Annotated in this window: 13 protein-coding genes and 1 pseudogene; 9 read left to right on the forward strand and 5 right to left on the reverse strand. The window is 54.0% G+C overall.

Features of this window, described 5'->3' with window-relative positions; translation table 11 throughout:
- Positions 1 to 297 precede the first annotated feature (297 nt).
- The 5 genes from map (at position 298) to LK04_RS15010 (ending at position 6,407) form a co-directional block, all read left to right on the forward strand.
- On the forward strand, positions 298 to 1,092 hold the full coding sequence (gene map, locus LK04_RS14990) for a type I methionyl aminopeptidase (RefSeq protein ID WP_039331225.1): 795 nt from the start codon (positions 298 to 300) through the stop codon (positions 1,090 to 1,092).
- Between the two features lie 109 nt (positions 1,093 to 1,201).
- Positions 1,202 to 3,856 (forward strand): bifunctional uridylyltransferase/uridylyl-removing protein GlnD, encoded by a 2,655-nt coding sequence (gene glnD / locus LK04_RS14995; protein ID WP_039331227.1) that lies wholly within the window; start codon positions 1,202 to 1,204, stop codon positions 3,854 to 3,856.
- A gap of 188 nt (positions 3,857 to 4,044) precedes the next feature.
- Positions 4,045 to 4,869, forward strand: a complete 825-nt coding sequence (dapD, locus tag LK04_RS15000; RefSeq protein WP_039331230.1) for a 2,3,4,5-tetrahydropyridine-2,6-dicarboxylate N-succinyltransferase — start codon at positions 4,045 to 4,047, stop codon at positions 4,867 to 4,869.
- 295 nt (positions 4,870 to 5,164) lie between these two features.
- Complete coding sequence (locus LK04_RS15005) at positions 5,165 to 5,557, forward strand: DUF3461 family protein (RefSeq protein ID WP_039331232.1); 393 nt, start codon at positions 5,165 to 5,167, stop codon at positions 5,555 to 5,557.
- A gap of 136 nt (positions 5,558 to 5,693) precedes the next feature.
- A complete protein-coding gene (locus tag LK04_RS15010; protein WP_039331233.1) occupies positions 5,694 to 6,407 on the forward strand; it encodes a FadR/GntR family transcriptional regulator in 714 nt (237 codons plus the stop codon).
- Here LK04_RS15010 and LK04_RS15015 read toward each other — a convergent pair.
- The 4 genes and pseudogenes from LK04_RS15015 to dgt form a co-directional block, all read right to left on the reverse strand.
- A pseudogene (locus LK04_RS15015) lies at positions 6,404 to 7,659 on the reverse strand (alginate lyase family protein). The gene LK04_RS15010 and the pseudogene LK04_RS15015 sit on opposite strands and share 4 nt — an antisense overlap.
- Positions 7,660 to 7,685: 26 nt before the next feature.
- The gene (locus LK04_RS15020) at positions 7,686 to 8,843 is read right to left on the reverse strand and encodes a CdaR family transcriptional regulator (protein ID WP_039331234.1); all 1,158 of its coding nucleotides are present in this window, start codon (positions 8,841 to 8,843) and stop codon (positions 7,686 to 7,688) included.
- Positions 8,844 to 9,077: 234 nt separating this feature from the next.
- Positions 9,078 to 10,526 (reverse strand): serine endoprotease DegP, encoded by a 1,449-nt coding sequence (degP, locus tag LK04_RS15025; RefSeq protein ID WP_039331236.1) that lies wholly within the window; start codon positions 10,524 to 10,526, stop codon positions 9,078 to 9,080.
- Between the two features lie 136 nt (positions 10,527 to 10,662).
- On the reverse strand, positions 10,663 to 12,156 hold the full coding sequence (gene dgt, locus LK04_RS15030) for a dGTPase (RefSeq protein WP_039331238.1): 1,494 nt from the start codon (positions 12,154 to 12,156) through the stop codon (positions 10,663 to 10,665).
- Positions 12,157 to 12,254: 98 nt separating this feature from the next.
- On the opposite strand from dgt, the gene mtnN reads away from it, so the two are divergent.
- From mtnN to LK04_RS15045, 3 genes are all read left to right on the forward strand, one after another.
- Entirely contained in the window at positions 12,255 to 12,953 is a 699-nt protein-coding gene (gene mtnN / locus LK04_RS15035) for a 5'-methylthioadenosine/S-adenosylhomocysteine nucleosidase (RefSeq protein WP_039331240.1), read from the forward strand.
- Complete coding sequence (gene btuF / locus LK04_RS15040; RefSeq protein ID WP_039331242.1) at positions 12,946 to 13,749, forward strand: vitamin B12 ABC transporter substrate-binding protein BtuF; 804 nt, start codon at positions 12,946 to 12,948, stop codon at positions 13,747 to 13,749. Before mtnN ends, btuF begins: the two co-directional genes overlap by 8 nt.
- Positions 13,750 to 13,861: 112 nt before the next feature.
- A complete protein-coding gene (locus LK04_RS15045) occupies positions 13,862 to 14,113 on the forward strand; it encodes a hypothetical protein (protein WP_039331244.1) in 252 nt (83 codons plus the stop codon).
- A gap of 34 nt (positions 14,114 to 14,147) precedes the next feature.
- Here LK04_RS15045 and erpA read toward each other — a convergent pair whose 3' ends face one another.
- Positions 14,148 to 14,495, reverse strand: a complete 348-nt coding sequence (gene erpA, locus LK04_RS15050) for an iron-sulfur cluster insertion protein ErpA (protein ID WP_034829523.1) — start codon at positions 14,493 to 14,495, stop codon at positions 14,148 to 14,150.
- Between the two features lie 223 nt (positions 14,496 to 14,718).
- Between erpA and hemL the strand changes: the two genes are divergently transcribed.
- Positions 14,719 to 15,999, forward strand: a complete 1,281-nt coding sequence (hemL, locus tag LK04_RS15055; RefSeq protein WP_039331246.1) for a glutamate-1-semialdehyde 2,1-aminomutase — start codon at positions 14,719 to 14,721, stop codon at positions 15,997 to 15,999.
- The last annotated feature ends 119 nt before the right edge of the window (positions 16,000 to 16,118 follow it).

Consider the following 16,118-nt stretch of genomic DNA (forward strand, 5'->3'; position numbering starts at 1 on the left):
GATTGGGGTTGGGCCTCCATGTATCCCATACAACCGACCTCTTTCAAGGCACCCCGGCGTATGTGTCGATACATGTGTGTTTTAGTACACAAAGTGAGTTTTATGCGTTTCTCGCCAACCACGAAGGTGACAGAGAATCGTCGGCGCGCTTTATACCATAATGCGCAGGAATACGCCAACAGAAGTTCGCGGCGTCAGGCGTGAACAATCCCGATTTGGCAGCCTAATTGCTGGCTGCTAACATGACTGCCACAGAACTCATTATTGTCGAAAATTTCGGCGATTGCGGATTATTTAATGGCCATTTCAATCAAAACCCCTGAAGAAATCGAAAAAATGCGTGTGGCAGGCCGTCTGGCAGCTGAGGTGCTGGAAATGATCGCACCGCACGTTGTGCCTGGCGTGACCACCGGTGAACTCGACCGCATCTGCCACGATCACATCACCAATAAGCAGCAGGCCATCTCGGCTTGTCTGGGCTATCACGGCTTCCCGAAATCGGTATGTATTTCGGTTAACGAAGTGGTATGCCACGGTATCCCCAGTGACGATCGCGTATTGAAAGATGGCGACGTAGTGAACGTTGATGTCACAGTGATCAAAGACGAGTATCACGGCGACACCTCGAAAATGTTCATTGTGGGCAAACCCACCATCCAGGGTGAGCGTCTGTGTCGTGTGACCCAGGAAAGCCTGTATATCGCCTTGCGCCTGGTGAAGCCGGGCATTCGCTTACGCGAGCTGGGCCGTGCGATTCAACAGTACGTTGAAGCACAGGATTTCTCCGTGGTGCGTGAATATTGCGGACACGGCATCGGTAAAGGCTTCCATGAAGAGCCACAGGTGCTGCACTACGATGCGGATGACGGCGGCGTGGTGTTGCAGGCTGGTATGACCTTTACCGTTGAGCCGATGGTGAATGCGGGTGATTACCGCATCCGTACCATGAAGGACGGCTGGACCGTAAAAACCAAAGATCGCAGCTTGTCCGCGCAGTATGAGCATACTATTGTGGTGACAGAAAACGGCTGTGAGATTCTAACGCTGCGTAGCGATGACACCCTTCCTGCGGTGCTTGAAAACAACGCGTAAAATTCTCCAACACAGTACCAAGCCGGCCAATAGCCTGTTACCCCTCGCGCAAGTGATGGGTATCAGGTTTAGAGTCGGCTTTTTTTATGGCGCAGATTGAGGCATGTCGATGAGTGGTAGCGTGACCGAAGCAGTACACAAAGGCCTGACCGATTCCCCCGCCAGCTGGCCAGATGAAGCCCTGACCCGTGACAAACTAAAACTCTATCTTGAGCAATTCCAGCAGCATCTGGGCGTGGCCTTTGATGCGGGAACGGATGTGGAATCGCTGATTGATGTCCGTACGCTGTTTATCGATCGCTTGCTACGCCGACTGTGGCGCTTCTATGGATTCGATAAATTAAAAGAGATCGCCCTGGTCGCGGTGGGTGGCTATGGTCGCGGCGAACTGCATCCGCTCTCCGACATTGATGTGTTGATCCTCAGTCGTCAGCCATTAGATGACGCCACCGCGCAGCGCACCAGCGAGCTGTTAACGCTGATGTGGGATTTAAAGCTCGAAGTCGGTCACAGCGTGCGCACGCTGGAAGAGTGTTTGCTGGAAGGCTTATCAGACCTGACGGTAGCGACCAATCTGATTGAATCGCGCATGCTCACCGGCGATGTAGCGCTGTTCCTTGAACTGCAAAAGAACATTTTCAGTGATGGCTTCTGGCCATCTGCGCGCTTCTTCGCGGCCAAAATAGAAGAGCAGCAAGAGCGCCATCATCGCTATCACGGCACCAGTTATAACCTCGAACCGGATATCAAAAGCAGCCCCGGCGGCCTGCGCGACATTCATACCTTGCAGTGGGTGGCGCGGCGCCATTTCGGTGCCACCACTATGGATGAGATGGTCGGATTTGGCTTTATCACCGAAGCCGAACGCAACGAAATCAATGAGTGTCAGACATTCCTCTGGCGCATTCGCTTCGCCCTTCATCTGACCCTGACGCGCTACGACAATCGCCTGCTGTTTGATCGCCAGCTCACCGTTGCCCAACGGCTCAACTATCTGGGCGAAGGCAATGAGCCGGTTGAGCGCATGATGAAGGATTTCTACCGTGTAACGCGTCGTATCGGCGAACTCAATCAGATGCTCCTGCAGCTGTTTGACGAAGCGATTCTTGCCCTCTCCACCACCGAAAAACCGCGCAGTATTGACGATGATTTTCAACTGCGCGGGAATTTGATCGACCTGCGCGATGCCACCCTGTTTGAGCGCGAACCGCAGGCAATTCTGCGAATGTTTTATGTGATGGTGCGCAACGAAAACATCACCGGCATCTATTCCACCACGCTGCGCCAGTTGCGCTACGCGCGACGCCACCTGAAACAACCGCTGTGTCAAATTCCGGAAGCACGCGAAACCTTTATGGCGATCCTGCGACACCCCGGCGCGGTGAAACGCGCGCTGGTGCCGATGCATCGCCATAGCGTTCTGTGGGCCTATACGCCGCTGTGGGGCAATATTGTCGGCCAGATGCAATTTGACCTGTTCCACGCCTATACCGTTGATGAACACACCATCCGCGTGCTGCAAAAGCTTGAGAGCTTTGCCAATGAAGCCACGCGCCCGATGCACCCGCTGTGTGTGGAACTCTGGCCGCGCCTGCCACAACCTGAGTTACTGCTGATGGCGGCCTTACTGCACGATATCGCCAAAGGACGCGGTGGCGATCACTCCATCCTCGGCGCGCAAGATGCGCTGGAGTTTGCCGAACTGCATGGCCTTAATTCTCGTGAAATGCAGTTGGTGGCTTGGCTGGTACGCCATCATCTGCTGATGTCGGTGACGGCTCAGCGCCGCGACATTCAGGACCCGACGGTGATCCAGCAATTCGCGGAAGTGATGCAAAATGAAAATCGCCTGCGTTATTTGGTGTGTCTGACCGTTGCTGACATCTGCGCCACCAACGAGAGTTTGTGGAACAGCTGGAAACAGAGTCTGCTGCGTGAGTTGTTCTTTGCCACCGAAAAACAGCTGCGTCGTGGTATGGAAAACAGTCCCGATTTGCGCGAGCGAGTCCGCCATCACCGCTTGCAGGCGCTGGCGCTATTGCGCATGGAAAACCTCGACGAAGAGCGTTTGCATCATATCTGGAGCCGCTGCCGTGCAGATTACTTCCTGCGTCATACGCCGAATCAGCTGGCATGGCATGCGCGCCATTTAATCGATCATGACCTCAGTAAACCGATGGTGCTGGTCAGCCCGCAGGCCACACGCGGGGGCACTGAAATCTTTATCTGGAGTCCAGATCGCCCTCATCTGTTTGCCGCGGTGGCAGGCGAACTCGATCGCCGTAATTTAAGCGTGCATGACGCACAAATCTTCACCAGTCGTGATGGCATGGCCATGGACACCTTTATTGTTTTAGAGCCCGACGGCAGCCCGCTGGCCGCCGACCGCCATCCGATGATCATGCAGGCGCTGGAGCAGGCGATCACCCAAACCGAATGGGTACCACCGCGCACACGCCGCCAGTCGGCACGCCTCAAACACTTCAGTGTGGATACCGAAGTGAATTTCCTGCCAACGCACACCGACCGGCGGAGTTATCTGGAATTGGTGGCGCTGGATCAGCCAGGTTTGCTGGCGCGTGTGGGTGAAGTGTTTGCCGATCTGGGCGTGTCACTGCACGGTGCGCGCATCAGTACGATTGGCGAACGGGTTGAGGATCTTTTCATCCTGGCGGACAGCGAGCGACGCGCACTTGATGTAGAAATGCGCAATGTGCTGAAAGAGAGGTTGACAGAGGCCCTTAATCCAAACGATAAACTGTGACCTACCCGTCATCATTCAAACTGTAGGCGCGTTGGCTCTCCTCGCTCGGCCTGGTCACATACTGATGTATGCTCCCAGGCACTCGCTGCGTGGCCGCCTTCCTACAGCCTGAATGATTTAGGGTAGGCAATAAATTACTCATGTCCGAATTTACGGACATTCCGCTATGACAGACTCAGGAATTAAATATGCAACAGTTACAGAGCGTTATCGAATCTGCCTTTGAGCGCCGCGCCGACATCACGCCTGCCAGCGTAGACAGCGCGACCCGTGAAGCCATCGAACAGGTTATCGGCCTGCTGGATAGCGGTGAGCTGCGCGTGTCTGAAAAGATCAACGGCGAGTGGGTAACGCATCAGTGGCTGAAGAAAGCAGTGCTGCTGTCTTTCCGCATCAATGACAACCAGGTCATTGATGGCGCTGAAACCCGTTTCTACGACAAAGTGCCAATGAAGTTTGCCAACTGGGATGAAGCTCGCTTCAAAAATGCCGGCTTCCGTGTTGTTCCTCCAGCAGCCGTGCGTCAGGGCGCATTCATTACACGTAACACCGTACTGATGCCTTCGTACGTCAACATCGGCGCTTACGTTGATGAAGGCACCATGGTGGATACATGGGCAACCGTGGGTTCCTGTGCACAGATCGGTAAAAACGTCCACCTGTCTGGCGGCGTGGGCATCGGCGGCGTACTGGAGCCACTGCAGGCTAACCCAACCATCATCGAAGATAACTGCTTCATCGGTGCACGCTCTGAAATCGTTGAAGGCGTTATCGTCGAAGAAGGTTCAGTGATCTCAATGGGCGTCTACATCGGCCAGAGCACCAAAATCTACGATCGCGAAACCGGCGAAGTGCATTACGGTCGCGTACCAGCAGGTTCTGTGGTGGTTTCAGGTAACCTGCCATCAAAAGACGGCAGCTACAGTCTGTACTGCGCCGTGATCGTGAAGAAAGTGGACGCGAAAACCCTGGCAAAAACCGGCATCAACGAGTTGCTGCGTACCATCGACTAAACTTTCGCACAGGTATAACCTCCTGCCAACGGGTCCGTATTCGGGCCCGTAATTTTTTGTTTACACTCAGATGACAATTACCTGTTTCGCGCCGCGAATTAACAGGTGCGTTTATTTTTCAAACAGTTCATAATCCGCGCCAGTTAACTCCGGTCGCGCACTGTTCATCCCGGTTTTTGTGTCTACAGTTGATTAAGTATGCCGTAAGCGTTCCGGTTGCCGCGTTTTTTGCTGCATCCCGAATGATGATGATAGTCCTGCGCGCTCACCCACTCTTAGATGGAATATAAACGCTATGTACGACAACCTGAAAAGCTTAGGTATCAGCAACCCTGACGACATCGACCGTTACAGCCTGCGTCAGGAAGCCAGCAACGACATTCTGAAAATCTACTTCCGCAAAGACAAAGGTGAGTTCTTCGCCAAAAGCGTGAAATTCAAATATCCACGTCAACGTAAAACCGTTGTCGCTGACCACACCAGCCAGGGTTATAAAGAAGTTCAGGAAATCAGCCCGAACCTGCGCTATGTGATCGACGAGTTGGATCAGATTTGCCAGCGTGACCAGGTTGAAGTGGATCTGAAACGCAAAATTCTCGCGGATCTGCGCCACCTGGAAAACGTGGTGTCGAATAAAATCGCTGAAATCGAGTCAGATCTTGATGAATTAACCCGTAACGGTCGTTAATTCCTGCCACGATTATCAAGGCCAGCCTATGCTGGCCTTTTTGTTTGCTGAAATCAGTCTCTTCTTAGTCTCCCCGCGCTTTCTGAATCCCTGATGCCTGGTTACTATTGGTCTATGTCTGACTTCCGGTATGACTATGACAATGCAATTTGCAGCTATCACCTCCGGCCAACGCGGCCTTGATATCCATATTGCCAGTGACCTCGCGCGCAAAATCTTGTCTGGAACACTGAAAGTCGGTGATGTCCTTCCCAGCGAAGTCGAGTTATGCGGTCGGTTTGGCGTTAGCCGCACTGCGCTGCGTGAAGCACTTAAACTGCTCTCGTCCAAAGGTTTACTGGAATCTCGCCCCAAACTCGGCACGCGTGTGCGTGAGCGCGCCCATTGGAATTTACTCGATGTGCAGTTGCTGGAGTGGATGGAAGGGATTGAATCGACGGAAGAGATGTATCAGCAATTTTTGGCATTTCGCCAGGTTATCGAACCGCAGGCAACGCGGCTGGCCGCCCTGCACGCTACGCATGATCAACGTGTTGAGTTATCGCATTTGTTCCGCGAAATGAGCGCGGTTTGCGCCGCCCAACCTTTTGACCTGGTGCGCTGGCTGGAAGCAGACAGTGCCTTTCATCGTCTTATTTTCCACGCCACGGATAACTGCTTCTTTACGCCGTTCGGCAATTTGCTGGCGACCACCTTTAAATGTTTCTTCACCTGGCCGACCAGCGCACAAGAGATCTTTCTCGACGAGCACCGCAAAATCTATGAGGCGATCATGATGGGTGATGCTGATGCCGCCCAGCAGGCGTCCACCGTTTTAATGCTTCACAGCCCACGCACGCCCACCTCTTAAGGCTGCCGCGGCAACGACAATAGCCAGGTGTCACGCTGCGCCTGCATCACCGCACCCTTGAAGTGGATGTTTCGGGAAGCGACCAGCTTGCGTGGTCGATCCAGCGTTGGTAACGATGGCTCTTCAGACTGTTATCCGCCAGCGACAACAGCGGAATCATCCTGACGCTCACCCGGTCACGATTTTTCCACGGCCAGGGTTTACGGTCATCGCTGTAGGGTGCCATGTAATCCAGTGCATCGATCAGTGAACCGCCCTGCTGATGGTAATGCCACAAATCTCCCGCCCCACTTCGCTGCACCAGCTGCGCCACACTGGTCAACGCTTGCAGATTGAAATAGCTGTAATGGAAAGAGCGCGTGCGCGCCAGTTCAAATGGCTGGGTGCCGTCCGCACGGATCTGCCCATCAATTTTTTGCCGTGTCAGTGCAGCCATCTGCTTAATCACCTCAGGCTGCTGCAAATACCAGGCAATACCGGCGACCTGCGCAGCGTACCAACTTCCGTGATTGTTGGGCGCATCGCGTTCGCCCTGTGCCAGTTTGCTGTGCTGCAGCCAGTGCAGATAATCACGAAACCAGGCGTGCAGTGCGGCCTGATCCTGCGCTCGCCAGCCGGGGGAATCTTGCAGCAGCAACAGCGCATCCACCACGCGCGTGGCGAAATAGCGCCCATCCAGCACGCCGGTGTGCCTGCCTTGCGCTTTGCCCGGCACACCCTGCGCATAATTGAGGTTGGGGTTCATGCGGGTTGCAGGATCGATAAACCATGTCCGCGCCATGGATTGGGCTTTTGCCGCATAGCGTGTTTCACCGGAAAAATACCAGGCCAGGGTGAGGGTCTGCAGATCGGCAGTAAAGCGCGCCAGACGCACACCATCGCTTTGATCGTTTTTACTGGCAGGATTCACCTCTCCGTCATGGCGAATCCACGGTAAGCCCGCCTCCTTCGCCTTATCCGGCCACCAGTAAGCACTCAGGCTGAGATAATCATGTCGCGATCCGCTGGGCGGCAACATCCCTTTTTGCGTAACGGACGGGTTTGGCTGGTGCAGGGCGCGGTCGGCCGCGTGCTGCAACTGCTGCCACGCGGCGAAAGTCTGAGGAGCCGCGCTTTTGCTGTGCAGTGCATCTCGCGCCTGCTGCAGCTGCTCGCCTGATAAGAATGCCAGCACCGGCGTCTGTGCCCGGCAAGACACCGCGATCGTCAAACCCAGCAGTAACCAAAGCGTCCGCGACATCAATGCATGCATCACCCTCTCCCAACCGCTGCTATTACTTAACTTTGCTCATCCAGTTGCAATGCAACGTACAGCAATAAACGATCGTCGAAATTACCCAGATTCAACCCGGTCAGCTCGGAAATACGGTTGAGGCGATATTCCAGCGTGTTGCGATGAATAAACAGCGCCCGCGCAGTGGCACTGGGTTGCACATTATGGTTGAACCACGCCACCAGGGTGCGGCGCAGCAATCCATTGTTGTCATTGGTTTTCAGCTTCGCCAGCGGCCGCGCCAGTTCGTTAGCTTGCCATCCGCCACGTAAACTATCCAACAACACGGGTAATACCAAATCCTGATAGAAAAAGCTGCGCTGTTCCGGCATACGCTGCTTGCCCACCATCATGGTGGTGCGCGCGGTGCGGTAGGATCGTGCGATGCTGCCAGGACCAGTGAAAAAATTACCCAGCGCGATGCGCATCCGCACCTGGCCGCTCTCTTTCATACGTTGCAGCAGTTGGTCGACACGCCGCCGATGATCGTCCTGATCGTAACGCCCATGCGCATTTAGAGCCGGTTTCAGCACCACCATCTCGGTGAGTGAGACGATGGCAATGAGATTGTCACGATCGGGCGTGGTGAGCAGCGTTTGCAACTGCTGCAATTCAGACATCGCACTATCAACGCCGAGTTGGCCGCTGTCCACTTCCACCACCGCCACCACGCGCGGTTGATTGAGATCGATCCCCAAACGCTGCGCCCACTCGTTTAACGCGGGCGAGAGCGTCTCACTGCGAATCAGGTTGAGCACTAACTCCTCACGCAGGCGGCTATCTTGCGCCAGCATATGCAGCAATCGCGCTTGTTCCAGCATCATTTCTGCCGTCATACACACCAGTTCACCGTAGTGACGTAGCGCCGCGGGTTGCCCGGTCAAACCAATCACGCCGACAATGCCGCCATCGATACGCAGAGGCAGATTAATACCCGGCCGCACGCCGTGCAGATGTTTAGCCACGGCTTCGTCGATGTCCACCACCCTTCCCTGTGATAGCACCAGCAGCGCACCTTCGTGCAATTCGCCAATACGCTCGCGATCGCCGCTGCCAATAATGCGGCCGCGCGCGTCCATCACATTGACATTGCTGTCAATAATTTGCATGGTGCGGGCAACAATATCCTGAGCCAGTCGCGCATCGAGATGATAGGTGGCCATCAATAGCTCCATAGATAAAGAGGAACTGACAGAATACGCATCCCCACCACGCCTGACATTGTGCAACTGCACATAGCCGGATGGATAATGCGGGAATTGAGGCGAGCGTCACATTGCGACACGGACATCTGCACAATTTGATACAAAGCATCGTGGTACTAATGCTAACCGCGGGGCGGGATCATAACGAAAAAAGGCGAGCCGAAGCTCGCCTGTGATTAACAACGTAAAACCTTACTGCATCAGCAGATAAAGGCTGCTGTCGCCGCGCTGCACGTTCAATGCCAGCACGGATGGCTTGGTATCGAGGATTTTGCGCAGTTCACCGAGGTTCGCGATGGCCTGCTGGTTGACGCCCATGATCACGTCACCTTTCTTCAGACCAATTCGCGCCGCCGCACTGCCCGCCTTCACGTTATCGACTCGCACGCCCTTCTGACCATTGCTATCGACATTGCTCAGGTCGGCACCTTCAATACCGGTGTAAATGGTGGCCGACTGCACTTTTTCCTGCGAGCTCTGCTGGAGTTCTACCGTGATATTCACGGGTTTGCCATCACGCAGCAGGCCCAGTTGCAGTTTGGTTCCCACTGGCAGTGAACCGACTTCGGCACGCAGCGCCGCAAAGCTGGTCAACGGTTTACCATTCATCGACACCACAACATCACCGGCTTTCACACCCGCTTTTGCTGCCGCAGAGTTTGGCAACACCTGGCTGACGAAAGCACCGCGCTGCGCATCGACTTTCATCGCTTTCGCCAGTTCGGAGTTCAGCTCGGTGCCCATGATACCCAGTTCACCGCGTTTCACCTGGCCGTACTCGATCATCTGTGCGGTGAGGTTTTTCACCATCGCACTTGGGATCGCGAAGCCGATACCGATGTTACCGCCATCCGGTGCGAGGATCGCGGTGTTAATCCCGATCAATTCACCGTTCAGATTCACCAGCGCGCCACCGGAGTTACCGCGGTTGATCGCTGCATCGGTCTGGATAAAGTTTTCATAATTTTCGACGTTCAAGCCGCTACGGCCCAATGCCGACACGATGCCGGAGGTGACCGTTTCACCGAGTCCGTAAGGGTTACCGATCGCCACGGTGTAATCGCCTACGCGCAGATCGTCAGAATCGGCGATCTTAATGGCGGTCAGATTCTTGGCATCCTGCAGCTGGATCAGTGCGATATCCGATTGCGGATCTTTACCAATCACTTTGGCGTCATAACGACGACCATCACTCAACTGCACCTGAATTTTGGTGGCGTTGTCGACTACGTGGTTGTTGGTCACCACATAGCCTTTATCCGCGTTGATGACTACGCCCGAACCCAGCGCACGGAATTTCTGCTGCTGCGTATTGGCTCCGCCGTCACCACCACCCTGGCTGCCATCACCGCCGCCCTGGCACATTGGCGAGCTTTGGAATGGCGAACCGTCCTGGCAGAATGGCGAATTATCACCAAAGAATTGCTGGAATTGTTGCGGCATCCGCGGTGTTTTCACGGTGGTACTTCCTTCAACGCTGATACTCACCACGGAAGGCATCACTTTTTCCAGCATCGGTGCCAGGCTTGGCAACTGTTGGCTCGAGGAGGAAGCAGATTCCGCCGCGAAAACACTCACAGGGCTCAATGCCATGCCCAGACTAAGCGCCAGCGCACTTAACATTAAGGTGCTTTTTTTCATTTGTCTGTGTCTCTCTAAGATTTACGGCCAGACCATTGCTGTGGTCGTGATGGTGAGATTAAGTTTTTAGCGCGAAGTTCCTAATGAAGTTTTGGGCAAAGGTAAAAATTTATTCTTCATCTTTACAAAACTCGGATTATTCCACCGCCATTAAACGACGATATTCATCCCACGCATAATTATCTGTCATACCGCTGATATAGTCCTGAATCAGCCGCGAACGATAATAGCGTTCCCATAACAAGCGTTGATATTTATGTTCGACGATAAGCGCGCGCATCTGCTGTTGATACGCTTTGCGATGTTTTCCGGAGAGTTTATGAAACAGTCGCGTCTCGATAGGATGCTTAGGGAGAAAATCATCGTTCATCAGCGTGGTAAACTGCTCGTAATCCAGCAACATCAATGACTGATATATTTCCAGCAGCCCTTTAATCACGCGATAACCCTGTAATTCCAGCTGCTCAACTTCAGGGTGATTAAAGACTTGCTGACGTGCCACAGTTTTAAATAGCTTCAACAATCGGCCTTCATCGCCATCATCTTCCAGCAAAGCGTGGTTAAAGCTGCCCTCGTAAATAGCAGGCAAATTATCCACAAAGCGGCGAACCGCATGACTCACCAAGACATTTTGTACATTAACGCGTAACGACATAAAAAACTGATCGCTGATACTGCGGCGTTTTTTCTGATTCGCTTCTTTCCAGGCTTCACCGACCGTGCGACTAAAGGCATCGCCACTATTTACCGGGCCCCAGGCGTTGAGTAAATATTTATATAGGGTTTCAACATCAAAAATATCTTTCTCAACGGCATCATCCAGATCGGCAATGCAATAGGAGATATCATCGGCGGCTTCCATTATCCACGTCAGTGGGAAGCGATGATGTTCAGCCATATTGGTCGCCGCACGCAGCTCGGCAACATATTCGCGTTCAGATAAATAGAAACCCGGCTTCTTCATTAATACGCTAAATTCAGCCGGCTTATCGCCCTGCCACCATGCGGGGGCGGTATATTTCAGGATGCAGGCGACCTGGGCATAGCTCAGATTAAGTTGCAGCAGCGTATGCACCAGACGAATCGCTTGTGCATTACCTTCGAAGTGGCACAAATCCTGACGAATCATTGCATTCAGCTGGTCAAAATCTGCTCGCTGAATATCATCAGCAACGCCCGCCACCAGCGGATCCACCAGTTCAGCAGGCAGGTTATCATCGAACCAGTCATTAATCGCCGCTTCGCCGAAGTGACCAAATGGCGGGTTACCGACGTCATGAAGCAGGCAAGCCATCTCTATCAGGCTTTCAAATGCCCCTTCAAACTCATCCAGACCATATTTTGCCAACCCACCGCCTTGAGTCTTCAGGGCTTGCAGAATCTCTTTAGTGATGTAGCGCCCGGTTTGCTGTACTTCCAGCGAGTGAGTCAAACGCGAACGCACGGCGGCATTGCGCTCCAGGGGAAATACCTGGGTTTTTTGTTGCAGGCGGCGAATAGCCGCAGAGTTAATAATGCGCCCGCGGTCGCTTTCAAAGTGACGCGTAATAAAGTATTCGCCTTCCGGATCTTTGCGACTGGTATAAGGGCGGGTAAAACTGATCTTCTTCCTGAAATTGATCGTTGCCATCATGACCCCTTATTTTTTGGTGAATTCATCCTCAGTCAGCCATGGTAGACTATGCCTCACTTTTGAGGTTTACATCCATCATTACAGCGAGATTCTTTATGAAAGCAGGCATTATTGGCGCGATGGAGCAGGAAGTTACCCTGCTGCGTGACAAAATCGAAAACCGTCAGACCCTGACGCTCGCCGGCTGCGAAATTTACACCGGTACGCTGAACGGTGTTGAGGTGGCTCTGCTGAAGTCAGGTATTGGTAAAACCGCAGCCGCACTCGGCACGACTCTGCTGCTGCAGCTGTGCAAACCGGATTTCATCATCAACACCGGTTCAGCGGGCGGTTTAGCGCCAACCCTGAAAGTGGGCGATATCGTGGTATCAGATGAAGTGCGTTATCACGATGCCGATGTCACCGCATTCGGATACGAACCGGGCCAGATGGCCGGTTGCCCTGCGGCATTCGCCGCTGACGAGAAGTTAATTGCTGCTGCTGAACAGGTCATTAAACAGCTGGACCTCAACGCCGTGCGCGGCTTGGTGGTCAGCGGTGATGCCTTTATCAACGGTGCTGAGCCGTTGGCGCGCATTCGTCATACTTTCCCGCAGGCGATTGCGGTAGAGATGGAAGCCACGGCAATTGGCCATGTTTGCCACCAGTTCAAGGTGCCATTTGTGGTAGTACGCGCAATTTCAGACGTGGCAGATAAAGAGTCCCACCTGAGCTTCGATGAGTTCCTGGTCGTGGCGGCGAAGCAATCTTCCCTGATGGTAGAAAATCTGCTGGCACAACTGGCGCGTGGCTAAGTATTGGCTGCTCGGGCTATTGCTGATTGGCAATAGCCTGCTTGCCGCAGTTCCTCGCGTTATTACCCTCGCCCCGCATCTTACTGAACTCGCTTTTGCCGCAGGTATAACGCCCGTAGCGGTCAGTGCGTATTCGGATTACCCCGCCCAAGCCACTTCGCTTGAGCAGGTGGCGAACTGGCAAGGGATCAAGGTGGAACGCATCCTGCAACTGAAGCCGGATGTGGTGTTGGCATGGCGTGGCGGCAACCCGCAACGGCAAATCGAACAACTGCAACGATTGGGTATTAAAGTCGAGTGGATTGATCCACAAACCATTGATCAAATGATCGATGCGCTGGCCGCGTTACAGCAGTGGAGCCCGCAACCCAATCAGGCTGTCTCCGCCGCGCAAGCACTGCGCGAGCAGGAGAACGCCCTGCGCAAACAGTATCAGCGCCAGGCACCTACGCCGCTGTTTATGCAGTTTGGTCAGCAGCCGCTGTTTACCGCTGCGCGGAATACCCTGCAAAACGACGTGATCACCTTATGCGGCGGCAAGAATATCTTCGCCGATAGCAGCGTGAGTTGGCCGCAGGTGAGTCGTGAGCAGGTGCTGGCTCGTCATCCGCAGGCGATAGTGATTGGCGGTGACAAGGCTCAGGCCGCGAATATCGTGAAATTCTGGCAGCCTCAACTGGCGGTTCCGGTATTGGCTATTCACGATGACTGGCTAAGTCGGCCGGGTCCACGTATCTTGCTGGCAGCAAAACAGCTGTGCCAGGATTTACATCCGGTGAAAAATAACACCAATTAAGACTAAAGATTCGGCAAAAATTGTCGAAAATCAAAATACAAGGCACGGTAGCCACGTATGCTCTGTGCCCTTTTTGCGCTAAGCGCAATTTTGACTTCACCAGGAATTAGACATGACCAGAGCTCTGCTGCTGGCCATAGGACTCGTGATGGCTGTACCTGTTGGTGCGGCGACGTCAACAGGTTCTATTGCCGTCACGCTGACCTTGTTCTCTCGTTGCGATATTTCGCGTCAGAATGAGCAAACGTTGCCATCGATTGATTGCGGGCGTCATTTCAGCGCACAGCCGCGCGTCACAGAAAGCATATTGAAAAAGAGTGCTAAACGGCAGGTGGCGTCACGATTAGTGACCGTTGAATGGTAGTGTCTGACCGCCAGAACGGCGGTCAGAAGCGGTATCAGATGCTGAAGGAAGAGCCACAACCACAGGTGGTTTTTGCATTGGGATTGGTCACGATAAAACGCGATCCCTCCAGACCTTCGGTGTAATCCACAGATCCGCCTACCAGATATTGCAGGCTCATTGGGTCCACCACCAGCGCCACACCCTGTTTCTCAATGGTCATGTCGCCGTCATTCATTTGATCGTCGAAAGTAAAACCGTACTGGAAACCACTGCAACCGCCGCCAGTGATGTACACGCGCAGTTTCAGCTCTGGATTCTCTTCATCCGCAATCAGGTTTTTTACTTTTTTCGCTGCTGCTTCCGTGAATTGCAAAGGCAGTGCTGCTACGTCGTCACTCATCTTATACTCCGGGTAAACGTCCAGGTCAGAAAACAACCTCAATGCCACTATTATCTGCCAGCCGCCCAGTGCAATCAAGTGCCGTGCTTGACACTGAGTGCCGCCTGCGCTGCGTTAAAGTATAGCGTGACTCAGGGCTTTAGCACCGGAGCGCCTTTCACCGCAGCCCGTTCTTCCTTAGAATGGCGCCAGAATTTTTTTCCAGAACAGCAGGAGCCGATCAATGAGTAAGTCAGAAAACCTGTATGCCGAAGCGCAACGCCTAATCCCTGGCGGTGTGAACTCCCCGGTACGTGCCTTTACCGGTGTGGGCGGCGTACCGCTGTTCATCGAACGCGCCGATGGTGCGTATCTGTTTGACGCCGATGGCAAAGCCTATATCGATTATGTCGGTTCATGGGGACCGATGGTGCTTGGGCACAACAATGCCACCATCCGCAATGCAGTGATTGAAGCGGCATCACGCGGCCTGAGCTTCGGTGCGCCGACCGAGATGGAAGTCAAAATGGCGGAGTTAGTGTGTGAGCTGGTGCCAAGCATGGACATGGTGCGTATGGTCAACTCCGGCACTGAAGCCACCATGAGCGCCATCCGTTTAGCGCGCGGTTTTACCCATCGCGATAAAATCATCAAATTTGAAGGCTGCTACCACGGCCACGCGGATTGCCTGCTGGTGAAAGCCGGTTCCGGCGCGCTGACTCTGGGCCAGCCCAACTCGCCAGGCGTACCCGCTGATTTTGCCAAGCACACCCTGACCTGCACTTACAACGACCTCGCCACCGTGCGTGCGGCGTTTGAACAGTATCCAGAGGATATCGCCTGTATCATCGTTGAGCCGGTTGCCGGCAACATGAACTGCATTCCACCGCAGCCAGACTTCCTGCCGGGCCTGCGCGCGCTCTGTGATGAGTTTGGTGCCTTGCTGATTATCGATGAAGTGATGACCGGCTTCCGCGTGGCGCTGGGCGGTGCTCAGGCCTATTACGACGTGACGCCAGACCTGACTTGCCTGGGCAAAATCATTGGCGGCGGCATGCCAGTGGGCGCCTTTGGTGGACGTCGTGATGTGATGGAAGCGTTGGCACCGACCGGTCCGGTTTACCAGGCGGGAACGCTCTCAGGTAACCCGATTGCCATGGCCGCCGGTTTCGCTTGCCTGACGCAGATTGCCCAACCGGGTACGCACAGCACCTTGACCGATCTGACCACTCAGCTGTCTGAAGGTTTGCTGGCGGCGGCTAAAGCAGAAAATATCCCGCTGGTGATCAACCACGTTGGCGGCATGTTCGGTATTTTCTTCACTGAAGCGGACAGCGTGACCTGCTACGCCGATGTGACAAAATGCGATGTCGAGCGCTTTAAGCGCTTCTTCCATCTGATGCTGGCAGAAGGGGTATACCTTGCTCCATCCGCCTTTGAAGCGGGCTTTATGTCGCTGGCGCACAGCCAGGAAGATATTCAGCGCACCATTGATGCCGCACGTCGTAGCTTTGCTAAGCTGTAAGCTTTGGTCGCCATTAATCGCGTAATGCATCTCAGCTAAGCGCTTTCTGGTCGCCATAAATGGCAACCCTACGACGATCGAGCGCGGTTTTCGTAGGGTGCATATTCATACGCACCAAG

It is taken from the genome of Pantoea vagans (assembly GCF_001506165.1).
In the GTDB taxonomy this organism is placed as follows: Bacteria; Pseudomonadota; Gammaproteobacteria; order Enterobacterales; family Enterobacteriaceae; genus Pantoea; species Pantoea vagans_C.

Coding starts and splice junctions, on each gene's coding strand:
- map (WP_039331225.1), top strand. CDS start 298: ATGGCCATTTCAATCAAAACCCCTGAAGAAATCGAAAAAATGCGTGTG.
- LK04_RS15020 (WP_039331234.1), bottom strand. CDS start 8,843: ATGGCCACCTATCATCTCGATGCGCGACTGGCTCAGGATATTGTTGCC.
- glnD (WP_039331227.1), top strand. CDS start 1,202: ATGAGTGGTAGCGTGACCGAAGCAGTACACAAAGGCCTGACCGATTCC.
- LK04_RS15045 (WP_039331244.1), top strand. CDS start 13,862: ATGACCAGAGCTCTGCTGCTGGCCATAGGACTCGTGATGGCTGTACCT.
- degP (WP_039331236.1), bottom strand. CDS start 10,526: ATGAAAAAAAGCACCTTAATGTTAAGTGCGCTGGCGCTTAGTCTGGGC.
- mtnN (WP_039331240.1), top strand. CDS start 12,255: ATGAAAGCAGGCATTATTGGCGCGATGGAGCAGGAAGTTACCCTGCTG.
- erpA (WP_034829523.1), bottom strand. CDS start 14,495: ATGAGTGACGACGTAGCAGCACTGCCTTTGCAATTCACGGAAGCAGCA.
- hemL (WP_039331246.1), top strand. CDS start 14,719: ATGAGTAAGTCAGAAAACCTGTATGCCGAAGCGCAACGCCTAATCCCT.
- LK04_RS15010 (WP_039331233.1), top strand. CDS start 5,694: ATGACAATGCAATTTGCAGCTATCACCTCCGGCCAACGCGGCCTTGAT.
- LK04_RS15005 (WP_039331232.1), top strand. CDS start 5,165: ATGTACGACAACCTGAAAAGCTTAGGTATCAGCAACCCTGACGACATC.
- dapD (WP_039331230.1), top strand. CDS start 4,045: ATGCAACAGTTACAGAGCGTTATCGAATCTGCCTTTGAGCGCCGCGCC.
- dgt (WP_039331238.1), bottom strand. CDS start 12,156: ATGGCAACGATCAATTTCAGGAAGAAGATCAGTTTTACCCGCCCTTAT.